9 protein-coding genes are annotated in these 23293 nt (G+C 43.2%); 5 read left to right on the top strand and 4 right to left on the bottom strand.

From position 1 onward, the window contains the following. Window positions 1–216 precede the first annotated feature (216 nt). The 3 genes from ACM0OZ_RS39755 (at window position 217) to ACM0OZ_RS39745 (ending at window position 3553) form a co-directional block, all read left to right on the top strand. A complete protein-coding gene (locus ACM0OZ_RS39755) occupies window positions 217–1410 on the top strand; it encodes a glycosyltransferase family 4 protein (RefSeq protein ID WP_414588374.1) in 1194 nt (397 codons plus the stop codon). An 804-nt stretch (window positions 1411–2214) separates the two neighbouring features. Continuing rightward, complete coding sequence (locus tag ACM0OZ_RS39750) at window positions 2215–2439, top strand: hypothetical protein (protein ID WP_414588373.1); 225 nt, start codon at window positions 2215–2217, stop codon at window positions 2437–2439. Window positions 2440–2560: 121 nt separating this feature from the next. Then, window positions 2561–3553 carry a DUF6208 family protein gene (locus tag ACM0OZ_RS39745; RefSeq protein WP_414588372.1) on the top strand — a complete coding sequence of 331 codons (993 nt, stop codon included), beginning with the start codon at window positions 2561–2563 and terminating at the stop codon, window positions 3551–3553. A 387-nt stretch (window positions 3554–3940) separates the two neighbouring features. On the opposite strand, the gene cysC is transcribed toward ACM0OZ_RS39745, so the two are convergent. From cysC to ACM0OZ_RS39725, 4 genes are all read right to left on the bottom strand, one after another. Further along, window positions 3941–4516, bottom strand: coding sequence for an adenylyl-sulfate kinase (cysC, locus tag ACM0OZ_RS39740; RefSeq protein WP_414588371.1), 576 nt, complete (start codon window positions 4514–4516; stop codon window positions 3941–3943). 86 nt (window positions 4517–4602) lie between these two features. Next, a complete protein-coding gene (locus ACM0OZ_RS39735) occupies window positions 4603–11265 on the bottom strand; it encodes an alpha/beta fold hydrolase (RefSeq protein WP_414588370.1) in 6663 nt (2220 codons plus the stop codon). 145 nt (window positions 11266–11410) lie between these two features. Beyond that, window positions 11411–17206: a type I polyketide synthase gene (locus ACM0OZ_RS39730; protein ID WP_414588369.1), complete on the bottom strand. Its 5796-nt coding sequence runs from the start codon at window positions 17204–17206 to the stop codon at window positions 11411–11413. Window position 17207: 1 nt separating this feature from the next. Then, the gene (locus tag ACM0OZ_RS39725; RefSeq protein WP_414588368.1) at window positions 17208–20426 is read right to left on the bottom strand and encodes a type I polyketide synthase; all 3219 of its coding nucleotides are present in this window, start codon (window positions 20424–20426) and stop codon (window positions 17208–17210) included. 963 nt (window positions 20427–21389) lie between these two features. Between ACM0OZ_RS39725 and ACM0OZ_RS39720 the strand changes: the two genes are divergently transcribed. Beyond that, window positions 21390–22988: an IS1634 family transposase gene (locus tag ACM0OZ_RS39720; RefSeq protein ID WP_414588366.1), complete on the top strand. Its 1599-nt coding sequence runs from the start codon at window positions 21390–21392 to the stop codon at window positions 22986–22988. Then, complete coding sequence (locus ACM0OZ_RS39715) at window positions 22954–23244, top strand: hypothetical protein (RefSeq protein WP_414588381.1); 291 nt, start codon at window positions 22954–22956, stop codon at window positions 23242–23244. Before ACM0OZ_RS39720 ends, ACM0OZ_RS39715 begins: the two co-directional genes overlap by 35 nt. The last annotated feature ends 49 nt before the right edge of the window (window positions 23245–23293 follow it).

Genomic DNA, 23293 nt, shown 5'->3' with positions numbered 1-23293 from the left:
GATGGCTTCAGTCTGGATGCGTTGCTTTGGTAAACTACTAAAACGTTATTCGTAAAGGACGAATTAGTTAAAAGGGTTGAAAAAGCAGACATCGGTTCTTAAGTAGAATATTGTCGCTTAAATCTTCGATCTCGCTCCATAACTAGTTTTGAATTATACAGATTAGTTGCTGGAATCACTGTTTGCAACATCAACACAAGAGGTCAAATCAATAACGTGAAGATCTTATTAGTCTGTACAGAAAAGTTACCTGTTCCTTTTATCCGAGGTGGGGCTATTCAGACTTACATTGATGAAATATTGCCTTATTTGAGTCGAGAACATAAAATCACAGTTTTCTCGGTCTCTGACCCAGATCTGCCTGAACATGAAGTTCGAGATGGCATACGCTACGAACGGGCCGCAGGCGACACTGAAGCGTACTATCAGGCGGTAGCGAATTTTGTTGCTGGGGAGATGTTTGAGTGGGTGATTATTTACAATCGTCCTAAATATCTCCCCCTGATTGCAGCAATGACTCCGAAGAGTCGTTTTCTACTTAGTATGCACAACGAGATGTTTGCAGATGCCAAGATTGCTCCTGAGGTAGCTCGGCATTGCCTACAGCTAGTTGAGAAGGTGGTTACGGTTAGTGAGTTTATTGCTCATGGGATTGCCGATCTGTTTCCTGAATACCGACACAAACTACAACCAGTTTATGCTGGGGTAAACCTAAAACGCTTCCAACCACTATGGGCACCAGATGCTGCTCTCCGACGAGCGGATCTGCTAGCTCAACATGGGTTGAAGGACAGAAAAGTGGTGCTAAGTGTGGGGCGTCTGTCCAAGAAAAAAGGACCTCATATTTTGCTATCTGCTTTCCCTGAAGTCATTGAGCAACATCCGTCTGCAGTACTCTTGCTAGTTGGCAGTAAATGGTACGGAAACAATGAAGAAGATACTTACGTTCTTGAACTTAAGGAGCAGGCAAAAAGCTTGGGTGATTCTGTGCGCCTCAGCGGTTTCATTTCACCAGTTGAGATTCCAGATTACTTCCTTCTAGGGGATATATTTGTTTGCGCCTCTCAATGGCAGGAGCCGTTAGCGCGAGTCCACTATGAAGCGATGGCAACAGGGCTATCGATTATTACCACTGCTAGAGGTGGCAACTCTGAGGTGATCGTTCCAGAGCAAAATGGTCTCCTCATAAATGATTACCAAAACCCTCATGCTTTTGCTACTCAAATAAACTACCTTTTGTCTAGAACCGATTTGACTGAAAAAATGGGTCGGAGGGGGCGTTACCTGAGTGAAGTTCATTATAGCTGGTCTCGGGTTGCCTCAGATATTTTGAAGATTTTGGCAGAGGACCGCAGGAGCAATAGGATTTTGTTAGATGATCCCAAAGAGAGAGCGATCACCGAATGCTAATAACCCTAGTTACTAGTTACTCTTGTGAGCGATTGCCGAAGGGGCAGTGCGCTCCGCGCAATCGCATGCCACCACTTAAGCAATAAAATCCCCTCCAAGCACGAAAATTTGGAGGAGTATATGCGTGAAGTACCCAACACTAATCAAAGTACCCATATAATGTGGGCTTCCTGACATTTTGCACCAAGAAAAATTGATGTTATTATCACACTCAGTACTAAGCCTGAAGCCCTTATTTAACCGATAAAAGCTCAGAAAAGTGATGTAACTTTATTGCGCTGCTTTTGACTAAGCCCTGGGTTATACGGATAGGTGCAAGATATGAGCTTCCCGTCTCATTCGTCGTTGCCTCGTTAAATTCGTGTTTAATCTGGTCTTACACAACGTCGATAGTCTTTCAACCTTTATCTCTCCTAGAGAACCCGGGCAGCCGCTCGCCTTATGGGCGAGCGGCTGAATTGACAGTCACAAAACATCCAGCATTTGATAACCTCCAACTTGGGTTAATAAAGTTGGGTTGTTCAACCTGGCATTTGACTATTACCTTACAATACCTTCGCCAAAAAAAGAGGATAAATATCTCAATCCCAAAACCTCGACTACTCGTCCCAGGCACTTACAAGAAAAAAAATGCAAGGGAGCAAGTCCTTCGCCCTGCGGGCGCTTGACGACCTCCACGCGCCAACTCGTACACTAACTAGTTATTGAAGGTTGAGCATTTTTTTATTTGGATCTCCCCCAAGTGGCGAACCGGATGACGCTTCGCTCTGATAGGCGGTGTCGGGAACGGGGTTAGGTCTAACTATGACAAAGTTGCCCAGCCTTACCCTTGTGAGTCTGTTCGCCAGAACGAGCGCAAAAGTTTTCGGTCTACTGAAACTGGTCTGTAGCAAATTCCTGAACTCTTCGCACCTTGGGTTACTACCCACAGAGGCGCTACCTGTTGCTATTGGGTCTGTACCAAGGCTTGCACCAGATGCAGCAGACTGGCACAATTATATTCTAAAGGTGTTTCTAACTGACTGTTAGTTGTTGGCACACTCCGCAGATGAACAATTCCGATTTTATCAAGTATCTTTTCTGTGTGATCTTTTTGAGTATAATAACTTCAACAACTTTTTGCAACACAACCCCATGAGGTCATTGCCAAATGAGAAATAGCGAAAACTTTTTAGATATAGAACTTTTGTGGGAAATACCACGGGCTTTTTTATCTTTGATATTTTTTAAAATTGTGAGGCTATTGATACGCACTCTTGTAAATATCAATGCAAACATTAACAAAAAAACAGTTTTTAGATGGCTAGTATACTCTGATGAAATGCTAAGAAAGCCTTTAATCTTACCATCTATTCTAGTTACTGGTCCCCGTTGGAACCCCCATGCAATTGCTGCTGGTGCGGGACCATTTGATGTCAGAGAATCGTTAGCCATAGAGGTAAAATCTTGTCTAGACTCAGCTCAATCATGGACTATCGGTATCTATACCTTCCCGCAGGCAAAAGCTATCAAACATATAAGCTCTTATGATTCAAATCTCCAGGAACAATGGCATCAGTTAAAACTTAATCCTGGAAAATATACTCTAGGGATAAGATACTATCATTGGTCTGATAAGGTTGATTTACCTGCGCTCGATGTAGATAGCCATATAATTATTAATACTCAATCAATTAACAGTCAAGATGTCAACAATTACTTCAACAGGTTAATTGAACGAGACAATATTTTTTACCAATGCCTGAATAACTACGTATTCACTCTATTAGTTTGCCAAAAATGGCTACCAAAAGAATGGGTGAGGAAAGAATATTTACCTGTGGGAGATACAAATAATGAGTTTTTATATGGAGTAATTTATAAGGCTTGCTCTTTAAACTTGCAAACAAATTCGTCATTAATGAATAATTATGATATCTATTTAACAATATATAATCGTTCTAGTTTTCCAGTTATTTGGTATCAGATAAAGGAAGAAAAACACACAAGCCCCGTGGTGGAACAAGATGGCTTCTATTTAGTTCGACTGCGCCCCAAATTAGATTTTGCCAGCAAGATTTTCCAGCCAGAGTGGATTACTATAAATCTTTTGTCAGCAGATCCCAAGGCATTAAGTGGCGCAAAATCATTTCCAAGTGGGTAGTTTGATCCTTTGTATTTATTGAGAATATTCCTGACAATATTAAGATCGCTGAAATCATTAATTCATATCAAATCCGCTAGCATCTGAATGATTAAAAAACCGCTCCAGACGCTCTCGGACGCAGAGGGAGAGGAAGGAGGAATAATACCAATTCCCCAAAACAAAGCTACAGATAAATAGCAGGAGAGCAGGGAGCAGGGGGAATGTATCTGGAGTCATCATTTAGAGAAATGGTATAAGGATGATACAAATGGATTTGATATCAGGAGTAATCGACCACAGGGCGATCGCAAATAGTAAAGACGACGAAACCCTTGTGCTTCCAAAATTTATAGGTCAACAGTAGAGACACTACACTGATAAAGCTGATAAAAGAAAGGTAACACTTTAAATCCCCTGAACGGCTTCTTCTTCTCTGTCCTTAAGGGAACAAACTGGAATGTAGCTTTGGGACTCTAAATAGCTAATGACTTGGTGAACACATTGCTCAACTGTGAATTGATAACTAGGACAAATAATCTCTGGGTTTAGAGGTTCTTCGTAAGGGTCAGAGATGCCTGTGAAATTTTTGATTTCTCCTGCCCTAGCTTTGGCATAAAGTCCCTTACTATCACGGGATTCACAAACCGTCAAGGGAGCCTGAACGTAAACTTCCACAAAGTTGGTGGTTGTCCGTCTCAGTTCCTCTCGAATTTCTCTATAGGGACTGATCACTGCCGCGATCGCTATTACCCCATTGCGACTGAGCAAGTTTGCGACAAAACCAATCCGACGTACATTTGTATCCCGGTCTTCCTTACTAAACCCAAGCTCCTTAGATAAAGAGGTGCGAACGACATCACCATCGAGCAATTCTACTCGACAACCCCTTGTTCGCAGTTGTTGGGCTACCCCTTTGGCAATCGTCGTTTTACCAGCCCCACTTAACCCCGTGAGCCAGAGAATTGTACCTTTATGCTTCATAAACTCGCTTTTTTTCTGAACTGTGGAAGAGTGCGTAGACGCTGAGTAGTAACATAAGTTGCTAGTTAGTGCCCCTAAACCGTATCTTAATCAAACAATTGTTCAATTAGTGATGTCAAAGCAGGAACAGCTTCGATGTGAAGATTGTGCCCTCCTGAAACAAAGACTCGTTTTGCTTGAGCCATAACTGTTTGCTGTTGTTGCAAATCTTCTGGTCGATTCATTTGACTGCTATCTCCGTAGATCAATGTGGTAGGAACTTGAATATGTTTGAGCATTTCTAGATATTGTGCTCGACCTCCATTAAAGCTGTTGAAATTCAGGGTAGAGCGGGTACGAAGAATTGGATCCCAACTCCAGTTAACTCCCTCCTCACAAGGTTTTGTAGTTCGTTGGGCTAGAATATACGAAAATTCTTCTGATAAAGCAGGTGTAACTTGACGTAATCTTTTAGCAGCAGTTGCCACATTTGGGAATGTAGGATGTTGAGGGTAAGAAGTAGAATATTCTAAAAAAGTCGTTAGTTGATTAATTGGCTCTTGCTTCTTCTCCTCAGTAGGTAGTGGAAGTTCTACCAGCACCAACGCTTTTACCTTCTGAGATCGCACGCTAGCAATCATTGCAGCTAACATTGCACCCATAGAATGACCTACCAGACATAGAGGTTGGTCTGGTAATTCCTGAATCACACGATCTATTTGAGCCAAAAATGTCAAAGCATTGTAAGAGGTTAGCATCTCTAAATGAGAAGAACGCCCATGACCAAATAAATCGGGAGCCACGACTCGGTAACCTTTTGCTACCAGAGGAAGTGCTACTTCTTGCCAAGCCAATCCTTGTTCCAGAATTCCATGGATACAGAGAACTACAGGATTACTTTGAGAACCCCAACTACACAGGCAAATCTGTTTTCCTCTAAACTCCAAAAACTTTTCATCCATAGACTGCTCTTTTTGCAAACCAGTTACAAAAACTTTGCTCTCACTAATATTTGAGAGAGTGTCCATTGGATTAGGTAATTCATAATTGAATTGGTTCGCAAGCTGCCACGTTTCTTCCCCTAACCGATGAGGTAATTGAATAGTTTTCCACTTATCTCCTAAACTAGAATCAACAGAATCGTGTTTTAGAAAGTTGGGATCGCTGATTGACAATGAACTTTGATACACACCTTTAGTCATGCGATCGCCATCATAAGGTTGCAAAAGCGCAGAATCAAAATCAATGTTCAGAAAATCGCATAGTCGTGATAAGGTTTCACCCGGTTCCTTAACCAGTTCTTCATAGCGAATCTGATGGTGACGCTCTGGTTCTATCTGTATCAGAAAATCTAATATATTCTGATTACTCTTAGTCCATACTTGCTCTGCAACTTGGTAAGGATTTTCATCACCCAACCCTGCCATTTTTTGCATCCGCATCCGCACAAATGACTCAATGACTGGGTAGGGATGGCGAACTAGGTGAATGTATTTGGAGTTGGCAAATATCGCTTCTCCCCGTTCTAGGATAGCGCGATTTACAGCATAGGAAGGAGATTTATCTACCAGCAGACGGGGGCCTATGCTTTCCTGGAGCCTCTGATACACCTGCTTAATAGACAAGTTCTGCTGCTCCATATCTCTAACTAAACCCTGACTAGCTGCTGCGTCTAAATTGTGAATTTCCATGAAAGCTTTCTGTAACCCTTCACCTAAGTGAGAAAGATTGAGTTGTTCCTCTCGTTCTCTCATAGTATTAAAGGGTAAAAGATGCAATTCTGGTGGAGAAAATAGGGAGGGATGACCAGCTAGCATTACCCTCAGCAAGGTTGAACCTGACCGAGGACTTGAAAGAATAAAAATAATACCAGGGAGACGTTCTGAACTTGGAGTTAAAGGAGGGGAATTGGGGATAGATTTTGTCTCAAAGATTTTTAAAGTTGTTGGGGACGGTTGATTGGAGTTAACAGCAATGTCTTTGTTTCTGAGTTCAGCAATCAAATACTGAGTTAGGGAGTCGATTCTAGGTCGTTCATAAAATTCTCTAGGGTAAATTATGAAGTCTAAGTCGCGACTGAGTTGATTGACGACTTCCATAGTCATAAGAGAATCCATACCAAGTTCGATGAAATTGGTATTAATAGGAATCTCTGATAATTTGGTACCCAAAGCCTTTGCTACCAGATATTGGAGATAATTCCTCAAAATCTCTTGATGTTCAGTTTCTGGTGCTGCCTTTAATTTCTCTAAAATTGCTTTGTCATTCTTCTGTTTTAATGCAGGTTGTTGTAATTTCTCCTGCTGTAACAGTTTTGAAAGTAACGAATTTGGATTTCTCAAACTCCACTGTTGCGCCAACACCGACCAATCTGCGGGTAGTACCCCCACCTGTGATGTAGACTGGCTGAGTAGAAGTTGCTCTAATACTTGCAGTCCTTGTTCTGGAGAAATAGAACCTATCCCAGATGTTTTCAACCCATCCTGATACTGACGGGCTACTCGTGTAGCCATTCCACCTTGAGACCATGCTCCCCAGTTAATGCTTAATCCAGGTAATCCCATCCGGCGACGATAATCAGCCAAACCATCCATGAACGCATTCGCAGCAGCATAGTTTCCTTGACCGGGCGAACCCAATAACGAAGCCATTGAAGAGAAGCAGACAAAGAAGTCTAGTGATCGCTTTTGAGTTAATTGATGCAGATACCAAGCACCTTTTACTTTAGGAGCCATCACCTGAGTAAAACGCTCCCAACTCATTTGCTGCATCATCCCATCATCCAAGATTCCAGCTGCATGAATCACGCCTCGCAACGGGGGTAGGGATGTCTGCACCTGCTCTAGAATTTTCACCACATCTTGTTCGCTAGAGATATCTGCACACAAGACATGAATGCGAGCTCCTGCTTGTTCTAAACGCTCAATCGTTTTCTGCGCTTGCTCAGCAGGTTGGCTACGACTGATTAAAACTAAATGTTTAGCTCCCTTGGACACCATCCACTCGGCTGTATGTAATCCTAAAGCTCCCAAACCTCCAGTCATTAGATACGTGGCATCAGAGCGCAATGACAGGGTTTCAAACTCTTTGAGAGATTGTTTGACTAAACGAGCTATGTATGCCTGTTGATTGCGCAAGGCTAAATGGTCTTCTTTTTGGTTATCTGCTAAGAGTTGCAGTAGTATTTCCGCTTCATCTTTTGAACCCTGTGGGTCTAAATCTACCAAACCACCCCAGAGTTGCGGATGTTCAAAAGATATGACTCGACCTAATCCCCATAAGGATGATTGAGTCAGTGCTAGTTGCTCTGTGTTTGATAAGACAGGCTGAGATCCTCTGGTGACTAGCCATAATTGAGGTAAGCTCGTCTTAGGGTTTTTGACTACAGCCTGTAACAAGTGCAGTACGCTGCCACATCCCCAGAGTTGTGCTTGCTCTAAGGCAGAAACCGTCAAATCCTGTTCGCAAGTTGCATCTAAACTCCACAGATGGATCACTCTTTGTAAGGGTAACTTACTGGTTTGGGCGATCGCTTGATAAAGTTGTTCAAATTCCTGGGGATGCGCGGGATTAATGTGATAAATTCCTGTTTCAGGATTTTGATAAGTATCAGCAGGGTAAACTAAACTGCATTCATGTCCTTGGTGTTGCAATTGAGTCTTCAGAGCTTGTCCTAACCCTGTTGACTCAGCAAAAATCAACCAATGACTGAGTTGAAAATTTGGCTTTTGTTGGCTAATATTTAAAGGTTTCCACTCAATTTGATAGAGCCATTCTTTGATAGTGGCTGCTGCTAATTGTTGCTGATGTTTTTGAGCTAATACTGCTAATAAATCGGGTAATAATTCTACCTGTTCTGGTGAGAATTTACTAGTTTTTTCTAGTTGTTGTGCTAACTCTTCGGTATATCCTTGGCTGAGTAGGTTAACGATAGGAGTATTCTCCGACTCGAGCGCCACAGAGCTAAGTTTTTCTAGATTTTGGATTGGTTCTCTCGGATAAAGTTGCCGTTGGAACGGATAAGTTGGCAACATTACTTTACGACGGAGATAATCTCGGTCAAACCCTGACCAGTCTACCTTGGCTCCCTGCACATACAACTGCCCTAAACTAGAGAGCATTTGTTGCCACTCGGGTTGGGGTGGACGCATTGAAGGCAACCACACTCCTTTATTTTCCGGTAGACATTGACGACCCATTCCCAACAATATGGGCTTAGGTCCGATTTCTAGGAAGACTGTATACCCTTGCTGATGTAAGGTCTCGATACTCTGAGCAAACCTTACAGGTTGTCTGATATGATGCACCCAGTATTGGTATGTAGCAATGCTTCCATCAGCTTGTTTGCCAGTCACATTAGATATTAGCGGAATTTCAGGTCTATTGTAGGTGACTTGTTGAGCGACTGCTTCAAATTCCCTTAGCATCGGTTCCATCAGTGGTGAGTGGAAAGCATGGGATACTTGTAAGGATTTGATTTTGATTTTTTGGGATTCTAAGTTGCTACAAATTGCACCAATAGCTTGACTTGCTCCGGAAATGACTATACTCTCAGGACCGTTAAAAGCAGCAATTGCTACTTGTGAAGTATAAGGCGCGATCGCTTCTCTTACCTGAGACTCTGATGCCAATACCGATACCATTTCACCACCTTCGGGTAACTGTTGCATTAACCGTCCCCTGGCGGCAATTAGTTTGAGACCATCTTCAAGACTGAAAACTCCTGCTACAGTTGCTGCTACATATTCTCCTACACTGTGACCCATTACGACATCTGGCTCTATTCCCCAGGATTTCCATAACTGCACTAAGGCATATTCAAGAGCAAACAGAGTCGGTTGAGTGTATGCCGTTTCATTTAGGAGATGAGATTGCTCTCCCACTTCTGTATGGGGATACAGCACCTCTAGTAGAGGGATTTTTAGGTCAGATTTCAGAATGCGATCGCATTGGTCTAAAGCTTGACGAAACGTGGGTTGATTCTGGTATAGTTTCCATCCCATTCGTACATACTGAGAACCTTGACCTGTGAACAGAAAAGCAATTTTTGGTTGAATGCTGGTGTTGAGAAGTTGACCAGCGTTAGCCAGATCCCCGACTTCTTGAAGAAGTCGGGGATCTTGTAACCGTCTCAATTTTTCCCTCAGTTCGGTTCCCGAAGCAGCCAGCACAGCTAGACGATACTGAAAATGAGCGCGTCCAGTATTAGCGGTGTAACAGATATCTTCCAGTTTTTGTTGGGGATAAATTTCTAGATGATTATGATAACGACTGACTAAATCGTCGAGAGCCTTTTGAGTTTTTGCCGACAGCGTTAGTAAATGTACAGGACGTTCTAAAGAATTTTCACTTTTAACTTGTTCTGGAGCTTCTTGCAAAATGACATGAACGTTGCTACCACTCATACCAAAGGAACTAACTCCTGCTATGAGGGGCTGTTCTACCCGAAGCCAAGGCATTCCTGTAGTAGGAACGACCACAGGAATTTCATTCCAAGGTATGTAAGGATTCGGCTCAGTAAAGTGCAAATGAGGTGGTATCTCTTGATGATGAAGCGCCAGCACGACTTTCATTAAAGATGAAACGCCCGCTGCTGCCTCCAGGTGTCCGAAATTGGTTTTCACTGAACCAACTACCAAGGGCCGATTCTGAGGACGGTTTTTGCCGTACACTGCTGCTAAGGATTCTAGCTCAATGGGGTCGCCAAGAGTAGTGCCCGTACCGTGAGCTTCTACATAGCTCACCTGATGCGGCTCAACTTTGGCGTTTTGCAGTGCTTGCTCAATGACTTCCTTCTGAGCTTTCTTGTTGGGAACAGTCAGCCCACCACTCGGTCCATCATGGTTGGTAGCCGAGCCTCGAATCAGCGCTAAAATTGAATCACCATCGGCTATGGCATCCGAGAGGCGCTTCAGAACCACCATCCCACATCCTTCTCCCTGACCATAACCATCTGCCGAAGCAGCGAAAGTTTTGCAGCGACCATCAGGAGCCAGAGCCTTCATCTTGCAACGAGCTAGAGTGTTTGCAGGTGACAGAATTAAATTGACTCCGCCTACGAGGGCAAGATTGCATTCTTTTAAACGCAAGCTCTGACAAGCGAGATGCACGGCTACTAACGAGGAGGAACAAGCAGTATCTAATTGAATATTCGGTCCTTGCAAACCGAGCAGATGGGAAATACGACCCACTGCTACGCTGCGGGCGGCACCTATGCCAGTGTAGCCATCGACAGAGGTCTCTTGATTTTTGCTTGATGGGATAATAAATTTAGTAACTGCGTTGACTATTTGGTTAGACACATGGTCATCTGTGCAAATGCCCACATACACACCAGTTTGGCTGTTTCTGAGCTGAGTCGGTGCAAGCCCTGCATTTTCTAGCGCTTCCCAGGTTACTTCTAAAAGGAGTTTTTGCTGGGGGTCTAAACTCCCTGCTTCCCGAGGCGAAATGCCAAAAAACTGAGGATCGAACTGGTCAACTTGCTCGATAAAGCTACCGTTGCGGGTGTATACCTTTAAAGCAGCTTCAGGATCTGGGTCGTAGAAGGCACCAATGTCCCAGCGATCTGGTGGTATTTCGGTAACAGCATCTACACCCTCATGCAATAAATGCCAGAATGAAGCTGGGTCGTTAGCATTACCAGGAAATCGGCAACTCATCCCAATAATAGCGATTGGTTCCGTTTTTTCCCGATCAACTGCCTCCAGTTTATTATGAACTTCTTCTAAAAGCTCAAGCAACTGCTGGGATGAAAGAGGTTGTTCCATATCATACCTTTTACAAAAAATCAAGAAACATTATTAATGCCAGATTGTAACTGTAGATGGATCGTAAAGGGAGGATTTGAGATAAAGTTATTACTCAGTACCCAGCCCCCAGTACCCACCTCACACCCTACACCCCAAAACCTTCTTACTGGTTGAGTAAGTTTTGTATCTGTTTTAATTTTTCTGCGATGGCGTCTGTCGCTGGCTCTTGGGAGGTTGCTTGTTTCTCACCAGAAACAACTGCTGGCGGTTGTTGCTGACCATTGTCTGAAATTTCAACCGTCGTTTCTAGCTTTTGTGCCAAAACATCTGTGGTTAAATACTCAGCTAGAGACTCAATATTGGAGTATTCAAACAAAACTGTCGAAGAAAGCGCACAACCCAAACTGGTCTGTAGCAAATTCCTTAACTCTAAAGCCAGCAAAGAATCCATTCCCATTTGAAAAAATCCTAGCTGTGGATCTAGCATTTGAGAGTCAGGGAATCCTAGTAACTTACCCACGACACCTTGAAGATAATTCGTCATGAGTTGGGGGCGAGCGCTAGCCTTCGCTGCCTTTAATTGTACCAAAAACTCGTTGCTCTGAGTTTCTTTTGCTACAGACTGGGAATCAATAAATGCTTCCAATACAGGCATCTTCATCCCTGCTGGCAATTGTTTTACAAACTGAGACCAGTTTACAGGAATTACTCCTACTAAGGTCGCTGATTGACCCAACAACCGATCCAAAATTTGCAAACCTTGCTCCGGAGGAATGCTACTCATACCCAGAGAGCGAATCCGGCTTTGGAACTGATCTGCCAAACGGGCTGCCATGCCTCCTTCTCCCCAAGCTCCCCAGTTCACGCTCAATCCTGGTAAACCTAGTGCCCGACGATAATGAGCCAAGCCATCTAGAAAAGCGTTAGCCGCTGCATAATTACCTTGACCAGATGAACCCAACAGAGATGCTGCTGAGGAGAAACAGACAAAGAAGTCCAACGGCAACTCTTGAGTGAGTTGGTGCAGATGCCATGCTCCTTGAACTTTCGGAGCCATCACTTTTGTAAACCGTTCCCAGTTCATCTGCTGTAGAACCCCATCATCCAAGACTCCTGCTGCATGAATCACACCTCGCAATGGCGGTAGAGATGCTTTGACCTTTTCCAAAATTCTGGCTGTATCTGATTTGACCGAGACATCTCCCAATAGTACTGAGACTTCTACTCCAGCTTTTTCTAGTTGGGTGATGGTTTGTTGTGCTGTCTCTGAGGGTTTGCGACGCCCAGTCAATACCAAATGTTTAGCGCCCTTATCTGCTAGCCACTTAGCCATCTGTAGTCCTAAAGCTCCCAGTCCACCAGTAATGAGGTAACTGCCTTCAGGGGTAATGGTAATTTCTTGCTGCTGTTGTGTGGTTGTCTGCTGTTGTTGGCGCACCAGTCGCGCTACCCGACGTTCTCCCTGACGGTAAGCAATCTGGTTTTCGTCGTCTTTTGAGATCAGTTCTTGATGTAGCAGTTGCACCAGTTCTTCTTCTTTGATGTTCGGTTCCAAGTCGAGTAACCGACATTGCAGTTCTGGATGTTCAAGAGCTACTACCCGACCTAATCCCCAGACTGGTGTTTGTTGCACTTGCACTACTGCCTCATCAGTACCCACACTCATAGCACCTTGGGTGACTACCCACAGAGGCGGTACCTGTTGCTGTTGGGTCTCTACCAAGGCTTGCACCAGATGCAGCAGACTGGCACAACCATATTCTACGGCCGTTTCTAACTGACTGTTAGTTGTTGGCATCCACAGATGAACAATTCCCTGGAGTTGTGAGTTTTGAGAAGTGATTTCATCTAACAGACGTTTAAATTCTTCTGGAGCAGTAGGGTTGAGTTGGTAGTGTTTTTTGTCTATCTGCTGATAACTTAAACCAGGAGATACTAAAATACATCCAGCTCCCAATTTTTTTAGTAATCCTTCTACTACTGCACCAGGTTCTGCAAACAGCAACCAGTTACCTGTTGTCTGTTGTGGTGAAGTTGATAGTTTCTGGGGTTGCCATTCTAGTTCATAGAGCCAGCGCTGTGGTGTCACCTCAGAGTAAGATGACAGTTGAGCTAGCATTTGTTGATTCCACTCAGCTATTTTCTCTTTAGATAACTGCTGTTGCTTTTGCGCTGTTAGCAATACATAGCTGGCTATTCCCTTGCTGAGAACTTTCCCTAATTGATAGTAGGATTTGAACCCAGCTTTGACGTTTTCGTCGCGATTTTTTTGATACAACTGTTCCAAACGTTGCTCAAAATCTGCGTCGTACAAAAAGTTAGATATTTCTGGACTTACATCAATGGCTGCGACTAACTGGAGTTGATGTTGAGATAGTAACTCTACCCACTCCGATTTAGTAATAAAGTAGGAAGATGTTTCCTGATGATCAATGGTAAATTCGCTGTTAGAGATGAAATCTGCCAACACCAAATATCCCTGTTGGTTCAAATGATTGCCAATATTAGTAAATAATGACTTTTTATCCAGAATGTGGTGGGCTACCTCAAACCCGAATACCAAATCGTAGTGGTCGGGAAACTCATCTTTGGCACTATCTCGATTAAAGATTTTTACCCGCCCTTGTAGTTGCTTTTCATCAACTTTTGTGCTACCTAGTTTTGCTTGTTCACTGGAAATTGTGTATCCATTCAATTGCAGATGCTCATACTTTTGAGCTAGCTGAATTAAATCTGAAGCATATCCGCAGCCAAAGTCTAAAACTTTTTGACAAGATGAGAAATCTACTTGAGCAAACAATAATTTTCTCAAGTCTTTTTGAGACTCAACAATCATCTGACGAGATTGTTCTTGATTCGGCTCGGTGAGACACTTAATCCAAGAAAAACCGGGAACTTTTTCAGGAAATAAGCCAAAAGTTAAGAATGCTGATTCCGATCTTGCATCTGCCTGATTGCCAGCTTGTTCTTGACCCAAAATTGCTACGGCATTGTAATATTCGTGAACTATACCCCCTTTGAATTCCAAATAATTTTGCTGCCGTTTAACCAGAAGTCCGAGTAACTTTGGCAGTAATTGTCGCTCTTGTGCAGTCAGTTCCCCTGCTAGTTCTAATTCCTGAGCTAACCCTTCGGTTGCACCCTGGTTAAGCAATTGGACAATTGGTGTTGAGACAGTTTTATCCTTGTTTTCTTCCACTTCCTGCCAATAGCGTTGCCTTTGAAACGGATAGGTTGGCAGTGCTACTTTACGACGGAGATAATCACGATCAAATCCTGACCAGTCTACTGCTACTCCTTGTGTGTATAACTGCCCTAAACTTGAGAGTATCTGTTGCCAATCTTGTTGAGGCGGACGTAATGAAGGCAACCAGATGCCCACTTCTTCTGGCAAACATTGACGACCCATGCCCAGAAGTATTGGCTTCGGTCCAATTTCCAAGAACAGCTTATATCCTTTCTGATGCAGGCTTTGCATACTCTGAGCAAAATGCACGGGTTGTAGGACATGATTCACCCAATATTCAGGGGTACCTATTTCTTCTGTTGCCTGTTGTCCTGTGACATTAGAAATTAGAGGTATCCGAGGCTGATTGTAGGTAACTTCTTCGGCGACAGCTTTAAACTCCGCTAGCATCGGTTTCATGAGAGGGGAGTGGAAGGCATGGGACACTTGTAGGGGTTTGGTCTTGATTCCCATCTCTGCCAAACTGGTACAAATTGCTTGGATGGCTTCACCAATACCGGAAATCACAATGCTGTCGGGACCGTTGATGGCTGCGATTGCTACCTTGTCTGCATACGATGCGATCGCCGATCGCACCTGCGCCTCTGATGCTAACACTGACACCATCTCTCCGCCACTAGGCAACTGCTGCATTAACCTTCCCCTGGTCGCAATCAGTTTCAGTCCTTCTTCTAGGCTGAAGACTCCTGCTACAGCTGCTGCCACATATTCACCTACACTATGACCCATGACTACATCTGGTGCGATCCCCCAGGATTGCCACAACTGAGCTAAGGCGTATTCTATTGCAAATAGGGCGCTTTGAGTGTAGGCGGTTTGATCTAGAAGTGAGGGATTTTCTCCTCCTGCTGTTGACTGTGGATAAAGCACTTCTAACAAGGGCTTGTCTAGATAGGGACGCAAAATTTCGTTGCATTCGTCCAAGGTTTTCCGAAAGGTGGGTTGAGTCTGGTACAACTGCAAACCCATGTTTACATACTGAGAACCCTGACCTGTAAATAGAAAAGCTACTTTGGGTGAACTCGTGGTGTTGGGGATTTGACCAAAAAATAGCCCTGTCACCTCTTTACCTGTTATCAGGTTGTTGAGTTTTGTAGCGAGTTCAGCTTTATCAGAGGTAATCAATGCTAGTCGATGATTAAAATGAGAGCGCCCTGTATTTGCGGTGTTACAAATGTCTTCTAGTTCTAATTCTGGATAATTTTTTAGATGATTGGAATAACTATTAACGAGTTCTTCAAGAGCTTTTTGAGTTTTCGCTGAAAGCGCTAATATGTGTGATGTACGCTCTAAAGAATTTTCATTTTTGACTTGTTCTGGCGCTTCTTCCAGAATCATATGTACGTTTGTACCACTAATTCCGAAGGCACTGATACCTGCTATCCTGGGCTGATTGCCTTGATGCCAGGGGATTGCTGAAGTGGGAACTACTAGAGGAAGTTGATGCCAAGGGATATGGGGATTGGGTTTTTCAAGATGCAAATGGGGGGGTATTTCTTGATTCTGAAGCGATAAAACCACCTTAATCAAAGCTGAGATTCCTGCTGCTGCTTCCAAATGCCCGAAATTGGTTTTTACTGAACCAACTACCAAGGGTTGATTGTGAGGACGGTTTTTACCATAAACTGCTGCTAAAGACTCTAGCTCAATAGGGTCTCCTAGAGATGTTCCTGTTCCGTGAGCTTCCACATAGCTCACCTGATTCGGCTCCACTCTTGCATTTTGTAGTGCTTGCTGAATCACTTCTTTCTGAGCCATCTTGTTGGGAACTGTCAGACCGCTACTAGGTCCGTCGTGGTTGATAGCCGAACCTCGAATCACCGCTAAAATTGAATCTCCATCTGCTAAAGCATCTGAAAGACGCTTTAGGACTACCATCCCACATCCTTCTCCCTGACCGTAACCATCTGCCGAGGCATCAAAAGTTTTGCAACGACCATCTGGAGCTAATGCTTTCAAGCTACACCGACCGATAGTGCTTAATGGCCATAGAATCAGATTGACTCCACCTGCGAGGGCTAGATTACATTCTTTTGAACGCAAACTTTGGCAAGCTAGATGTACGGTTACTAAAGAGGACGAACAGGCAGTATCTAACTGAATATTTGGTCCTTGTAAGCCAAGGAAGTGAGAAATACGACCTACAGCCATACTGCGGGCGTTCCCCGTACCAGAATGGACATCCATTGAAGAGAGGTTCTCCAGATTCATGAACCGTTGGGCATAGTCGTCTGTGCAAATACCCACATATACACCTGTTTGACTCTGCCTGAGTTTTGTTGGTCTTTGTCCTGCGTTTTCTAGGGCTTCCCAAGTCACTTCTAAAAGCAGTCTTTGTTGGGGGTCTAAACTCGCGGCTTCTCTAGGGGAAATACCAAAAAATAAGGGGTCGAACTGGTCTACTTGTTGGATGAAGCCACCTTGTTTAGTGTAGCTTTTCCCAGGAGTTTCAGGCTTTGGATCGTAGTAGGCATCAACATCCCATCGACCAGGTGGTACTTCTGTTACAGCATCAATACCTTCATGTAATAAACGCCAGAAGGAGGAAGGGTCATTTGCATTACCTGGAAATCGACAACCCAGACCAATAATAGCGATTGGTTCAGTTTTTTCTCTATTGACTGCTTCAAGTCTATTTCGCATTTCTTTAATAGTTTGAAGCACTTGTTCAGAGGAAACTACCTGTTGTTCTGTCTGTGAAATATTGGTCATTCTATATTTCCTGGTTAAGTAGAAGTTGAATTTCTTTAAGTTCGTCTTGAAGAGCAGTTGCGATTAGTTCCTCTTTAATGGCATTGGCGATCGCATCCTCACATAGTGGTTTAAGTTCACTATCAACAATAGTTGGTTGATTATCATAGTTATCACTCTCACCTTTTTCCTCTAATTCTCCTACAAAAATCTTTGTTATTAAATACTTAGCAAGCTCTTGAATATTATAATACTCAGATAATGTTGTGACTGAAATAGAACAACCGAAACTTGTCTCTAACAGATCCCTGAATTCCAGCATGATCAAATAGTTCATACCCATATCAAAGAATCCTAACTGTGAATCTGGGCTTTGGGACTCATAAAATCCTAACAATTGACCTACCACACCTTGCAGGTAATGTATCATTAGCTGCTGACGTTCTGTTTCTGGAGTTTTCTCAAGTTGTTGTAAAATTCCTGAGTCTTGTTCTGAAGATTGACCAGATTTTTGAAATCGACTCGTTAAAATTTTCAAGAGTTTAGGTAGCAATTTTTGCTCTTGCTCAGTCAGTTGTTCAGATAAATTCACCTCTTGTACTAACTTTTCTGTGTCAATTTGACTCAGTAGTTCAGCTATTGGATTTAGGTTATTTTTTAGGATATCTTTTTGATGTTCATTTTTAGAAGCTTCAAGCCAATACCGTTGTCTTTGAAATGGATAAGTAGGCAGTGGCACCTTCTGACGGGGATAATTTTGGTCAAACCCCGACCAATCCACCTTCACCCCTTTCACATACAACTGTCCTAAAGTGGAGAGCATCTGTTGCCAATCTTCTTGAGGAGGGTTTAATGAAGGCAACCATAATCCCACATCCTCCAGAGATTGACGACCCATTTCTAAGAATATTGGCTTTGGTCCAATTTCCAAAAACAGTTTATATCCTGACTGATACATGGTTTGTATACTCTGAGCAATATCTCCAAGTTGCCCCACATGGTGTATCCAATATTCAGGGGTGGCGATTTCTGGTGTTGCCTTTTGTCCAGTAAGATGAGAGATTATGGGTATCTGAGGCTGACTGTAGGTGACTTCTTTGGCTACGGCTTCAAACTCCCCTGGCATAGATGACCTTAGCCTTCCCCTAGTGGCAATCAGTTTCAGACCATCTTCTAGGCTGAATACTCCTGCTACGATTGCTGCCACATATTCTCCAACACTATGACCCATGACCACATCTGGTTTGATGCCCCAAGATTGCCACAACTGAGCCAAGGCATATTCTATTACCAACAGAGCCAATTGATTGTAGGTGCTTCGATCTAGAAGTGAGGAATTGTCTGCAAGTGCTATTGACTGTGGATAAAGCACTGACAACAAGGGTTTCTCCAGTAATGGTCGCAGAATTTGGTCGCATTCCTCCAAAGTTTCACGAAAAGTGGGTTGAGTTTGGTATAGTTGCCAACCCATATTGACATACTGGGAACCCTCACCCGTAAAGATAAAAGCTACTTTTGGACTTTCGCCTCTTGCTTGTCCTCTCACCAGTCCATTTGTCTGATTAACCTTGAGGAAAGCTTCTAGTTGTTTCTGTAATTCAACGTTAGATTCAGCTACTACCGCTAATCTTTGTTCAAAATGGGCACGCCCCGTATTGGCTGTGAAGCAAATATTTGCTGTCGATGCTTCTTGATGTGACTGCAAATATCCTTGATATTTTTTGACCAGTTCCCCTAAAGCTTTCTCATTCTTTGCCGAAAGAGTCAACATGTGTAAGGGACGCTCAACCTCTACCCTCTGAGTTTTTGGCTCTAGTGCCTCTTCAAGAACCACATGAGCATTAACACCCCCAACCCCGAAAGAGCTTACACCAGCTCGCCGAGGTACCACTTCCCCATCTGACGTTTTTAACTGCTGCCATTCTTGGGTTTGGGAGACTATATAAAAGGGGCTATTCTCTAACTCAATACGTGGATTTAATTGCTGAAAATTTAGAATCTTGGGCAATTTTTTCTGCTTCATGGCTAAGAGGACTTTAATTACCCCAGCAATTCCTGCTGCTCCTTCCAAATGTCCAATATTAGTTTTAACTGTCCCTATACCACAATAGTGTTTTGCAGATCTTGGCAGTTTATACTCTTGATATAGTTGTCTGAACCCTCGTTTCAGGGCATTAATTTCAATTGGGTCACCCAAGGGAGTACCAGTGCCATGAGCTTCAATATAGGAAACTGTATTAGGGGCGACATTGGCTTTGGTATACGCAGCGCGCACCACTTGGGCTTGGGCATAAACACTGGGAGAAGTCAAAGTTCGTGATTTTCCACCATGATTGACAGCAATTCCTTTAATCACACCATAAATATGATCTTTATCGTCAATAGCTTTTGCCAGAGGTTTTAATAAAATTATCCCTGCTCCTTCCCCCCTAACATACCCATCTGCATTACTGTCAAAACTTTGGCACTGTCCTGTTGGGGACAACATCCCTAATTGACTCATTTGGATGTACATTGTCGGTGAATTCAAAACACTAATTCCACCTACCAGTGCTATTTCACATTCCTTTTCTTTGAGAGCATTTATGGCTAGATGAAGCGCTACTAGTGAACTGGAGCAAGCTGTGTCTACAGGAACACTCGGACCGCGAAAATCAAAAAAGTAAGAAATTCGGTTAGGAATCATGCAAGTCCAAGTTCCTGTTCCAATATGTCCCTCTATGTTTTCTTGATCCTGGTTGAAAAAAAGGATTGAATCGTAATTACAAGCTCCAATAAAAACCCCAACGGGACTTCCTGACAGTTGAGATGGTGAGTACCCAGCGTCTTCCAAACAAGACCAACTCAATTCCAGCATCAACCTCTGTTGGGGATCGAGCATTTTAGCTTCACGAGGGGAGATGCCAAAAAATTGGGCATCAAACTCGTCTGAAGCCTCAATCAGTCCAGACCATTTACTAATACTTTTATTTCGCTCTTGAGGATTGGGAGAATAATACTTCTGGACATCCCACCTCTGGGGAGGAATTTCGCTGATGCTATTGACTCCTTGTTCCAGGTTGAGCCAAAATTCCTCGTAGTCATTAGCTCCTGGAAAGCGACAACCAATACCTATAACAGCGATCGCTTGACTCTTGTGTTGCTCTTTCTCTTCGGTTTGGGTGCTTGCTTGCTTTTGTACTTCAACTCCCTCTAGGCTGGAAGAAAAATACTCTTTATCTGGTTGGGAATTTTGATTCATCTCAAAACTTCACTTGAGTGCGCAAACCTTAGACTTTTAACCTTGTCGGCAGCAGTCCTCCTCACACTGATTTGAAGTATCAAATCAGTGTGAGGAGGACTGCCGGGGAAAAGCCGAACATTCTCTTGAGTGATTATTACTACTGGCAATATAAGGAGTGGGGAATAGTTCGGCTTTTTCCTATCTCTTAACATGAAACTAATAGTCGAGATTAACATTTTAGTAGAGCAACTTTAGAGTAGCTAAATTGCCCTATACGTTTCCACTTAATGTCGTAACTTAATGTCGTAAATGCTTACAACTCTACTATTATTTTCACTATATCCTCCAAGTAATTTTTAAATACCTTAGTCTAACAAATAAGTTTAGCATAGCACTTAACAGCATGCTATAACTAAGCAGTGTTTAAAGACATCAAAAGACATCAGTAGAACAAATAGGATTAGTATAGCACTTAACCCGCATTTTTCACCAAACCAAAGAAATGAGGGTTCAAAAACTGCCAGAATATATGTAGCATAAAAATTCCAGCAGTTTTAAGCATGACCCCGAATCAAACAGATTGTATACCGGAACAGTTCAAATTTGAACGAGTACAGGACTTACGCAACTGGCATAAAGTAGGGGCAGGGCAGATAACATCTGAGTAAGAATTCAGGTCTTAGCTCGACTTTATCCATTTTCCAGCAACGCGTTTGCATACGCTAAAACCCTTATGGAACCTAGACTTTGACTTTTCCAATATCGGCAAAATTAGTGATGTAGGAAAAAGTTTTTGCCACAAAGCTATAAATGAATGCCAAATAACAAGGTTTACGCTGCTTCATTGGATAAAGTCGAGCTTAGAGGATGTTTGAAAAGTATTAAACGAATCAATTAAGCGAGTCTTCTAACCCACATTCCGCAGGTGCCATCGTAAATACTATATTTTTGAAAATGATTTAAATGCTGTATTTTAGAAGCATGACAGCATCACCACTAGATATTAGGGTACAAGATATTGACCACTGCGGCATAGTCGCTGGCATATGTGATGAGATAAACTTAGTAGAACAAATCAATCGGCTGTTGGGAACTCACTCTCAAGAAATAATCAGTGCAGGTCAAGTTGTAAAAGCAATGGTTTTGAATGGACTTAGGTTTGTGAGTGCGCCATTATACCTATTTGAAAAGTTTTTTGTGGGCAAAGCCACAGAGCATTTACTTGGAGAAGGAATACGCTCAGAACACTTAAACGATGACCGTCTGGGTCGAGTATTAGACAAATTATACCAGGCAGGACTCACCGAAATATTTGTGACGGTAGCATTATCTGCGGCTCGTCAATTCGGGGTAAAAATGCACACCCTGCACCTCGATTCAAGTTCGTTTCACGTCGATGGCGAGTATATAAACAAAGCTTCATCCGAGGAAACAGAACCTGGAGCAATCAACATCACATATGGCTATTCGAGAGACCACCGCCCCGACTTAAAACAATTTATACTCGACCTGATCTGCAGTGGAGATGGAGATATCCCATTATATCTGAGACTCGCAGACGGTAAAGAGTCAGACTCTGCAATGTTTGCCACCATAATCGCCAACTTTAAACAGCAGTGGCAAATCGACGCTTTGTTTGTAGCGGACGCGGCACTTTACACAGAAGAGAACCTGAAACAACTGCAACAACTACGTTGGGTGTCAAGAGTGCCTGCGACCCTTGCTGCTGCTAAACACCTGTTAGATAACGTCCACCAAGAGGGGTTTGTGGAAAGTTCATTACCAGGATACCGTATTGCGTCGTGCTGTAGTAATTATGGTGATGTACAACAACGTTGGGTAGTCGTTGAGAGTCAAGCACGGAAAGAGGCTGACCTCAAACAGTTAGAAAAACGTTTAGCCAAACAGTTATCGAAAGCTCAATCTGAACTGAGGCAGTTGTATCAACAACAGTTTGCTTGTGAAAAGGATGCACTACTAGCAGTTCAACGCTTTGAACGTAAGCTGCCGTTACATCAGCTTGTTGATATCCAAGTACTTGAAAACAAACAGCACAAAGGACGTGGCAGACCCCGAAAGGATGCTGGCGCGACTTCTTACTACCGGATTTGTGCAACATTAACGCCCAAGGAAACTGCTGTAGAAGTTGAAGTCCAAAAAGCCGGAAGGTTTATCTTGGCGACAAATGTTCTCGATGCCGATGAACTAAGTGATGTCGAACAGTTGAGCAACGATAACTTGCTGCGGGAGTACAAGGCTCAGCAATCCACCGAGCGAGGTTTTCGGTTCCTCAAAGACCCTCTTTTTTTCACCTCAAGGGTCATGGGTTTGTGCCTCCGCGTTTATTCTCTGGGACAAAAGGCACTGCGTCAAGCTCTGGATTCGGCTAAACAGACCATCCACAATCAGGTGGGTAAGCCTACTTCCACTCCCACTATGCGTTGGGTGTTTCAGTGTTTTATGTCGATTCATCTAGTAACGATCGCCAACGTTAAACAAATTGCCAATCTTACGGATGAACGATGTTGGATTCTTCAGTTTCTCGGTGCTCCTTGCAGAAAATATTATTTACTTACCTGAAAAACCTGCGGAATGTAGGTTTGAGGCGTGTTGGCAGACGGTGGAAGCATTTTTAAACCCAGAACGTCTTGTTCTGGGTTTTAGTTTTAGAAGCGCTCAAGAGTTGAGAGCTAATGAACCGGACAACTCAGTAGTTGGTGTTAGGCGAGCCAAGCTGATTGAGTTGGGAAACCAAAGTGTTCGCCAGCAGGTGGTTCTAGTTGTTGGGCTGACGCCAGCTGCCGATCCGGAATTGAATGTCTGGGTGGAGGTATAGCTATAGCCAGTCTAATTAGGACGTGGACTATAATAATTGCGATCACTTC

Source organism: Scytonema sp. PCC 10023 (genome assembly GCF_963920835.1).
Lineage (GTDB): Bacteria > Cyanobacteriota > Cyanobacteriia > Cyanobacteriales > Nostocaceae > Kalymmatonema.
The sequence above is the reverse complement of the archived record's forward strand: the minus strand, read 5'-3'. Positions and strand labels throughout refer to the sequence as shown.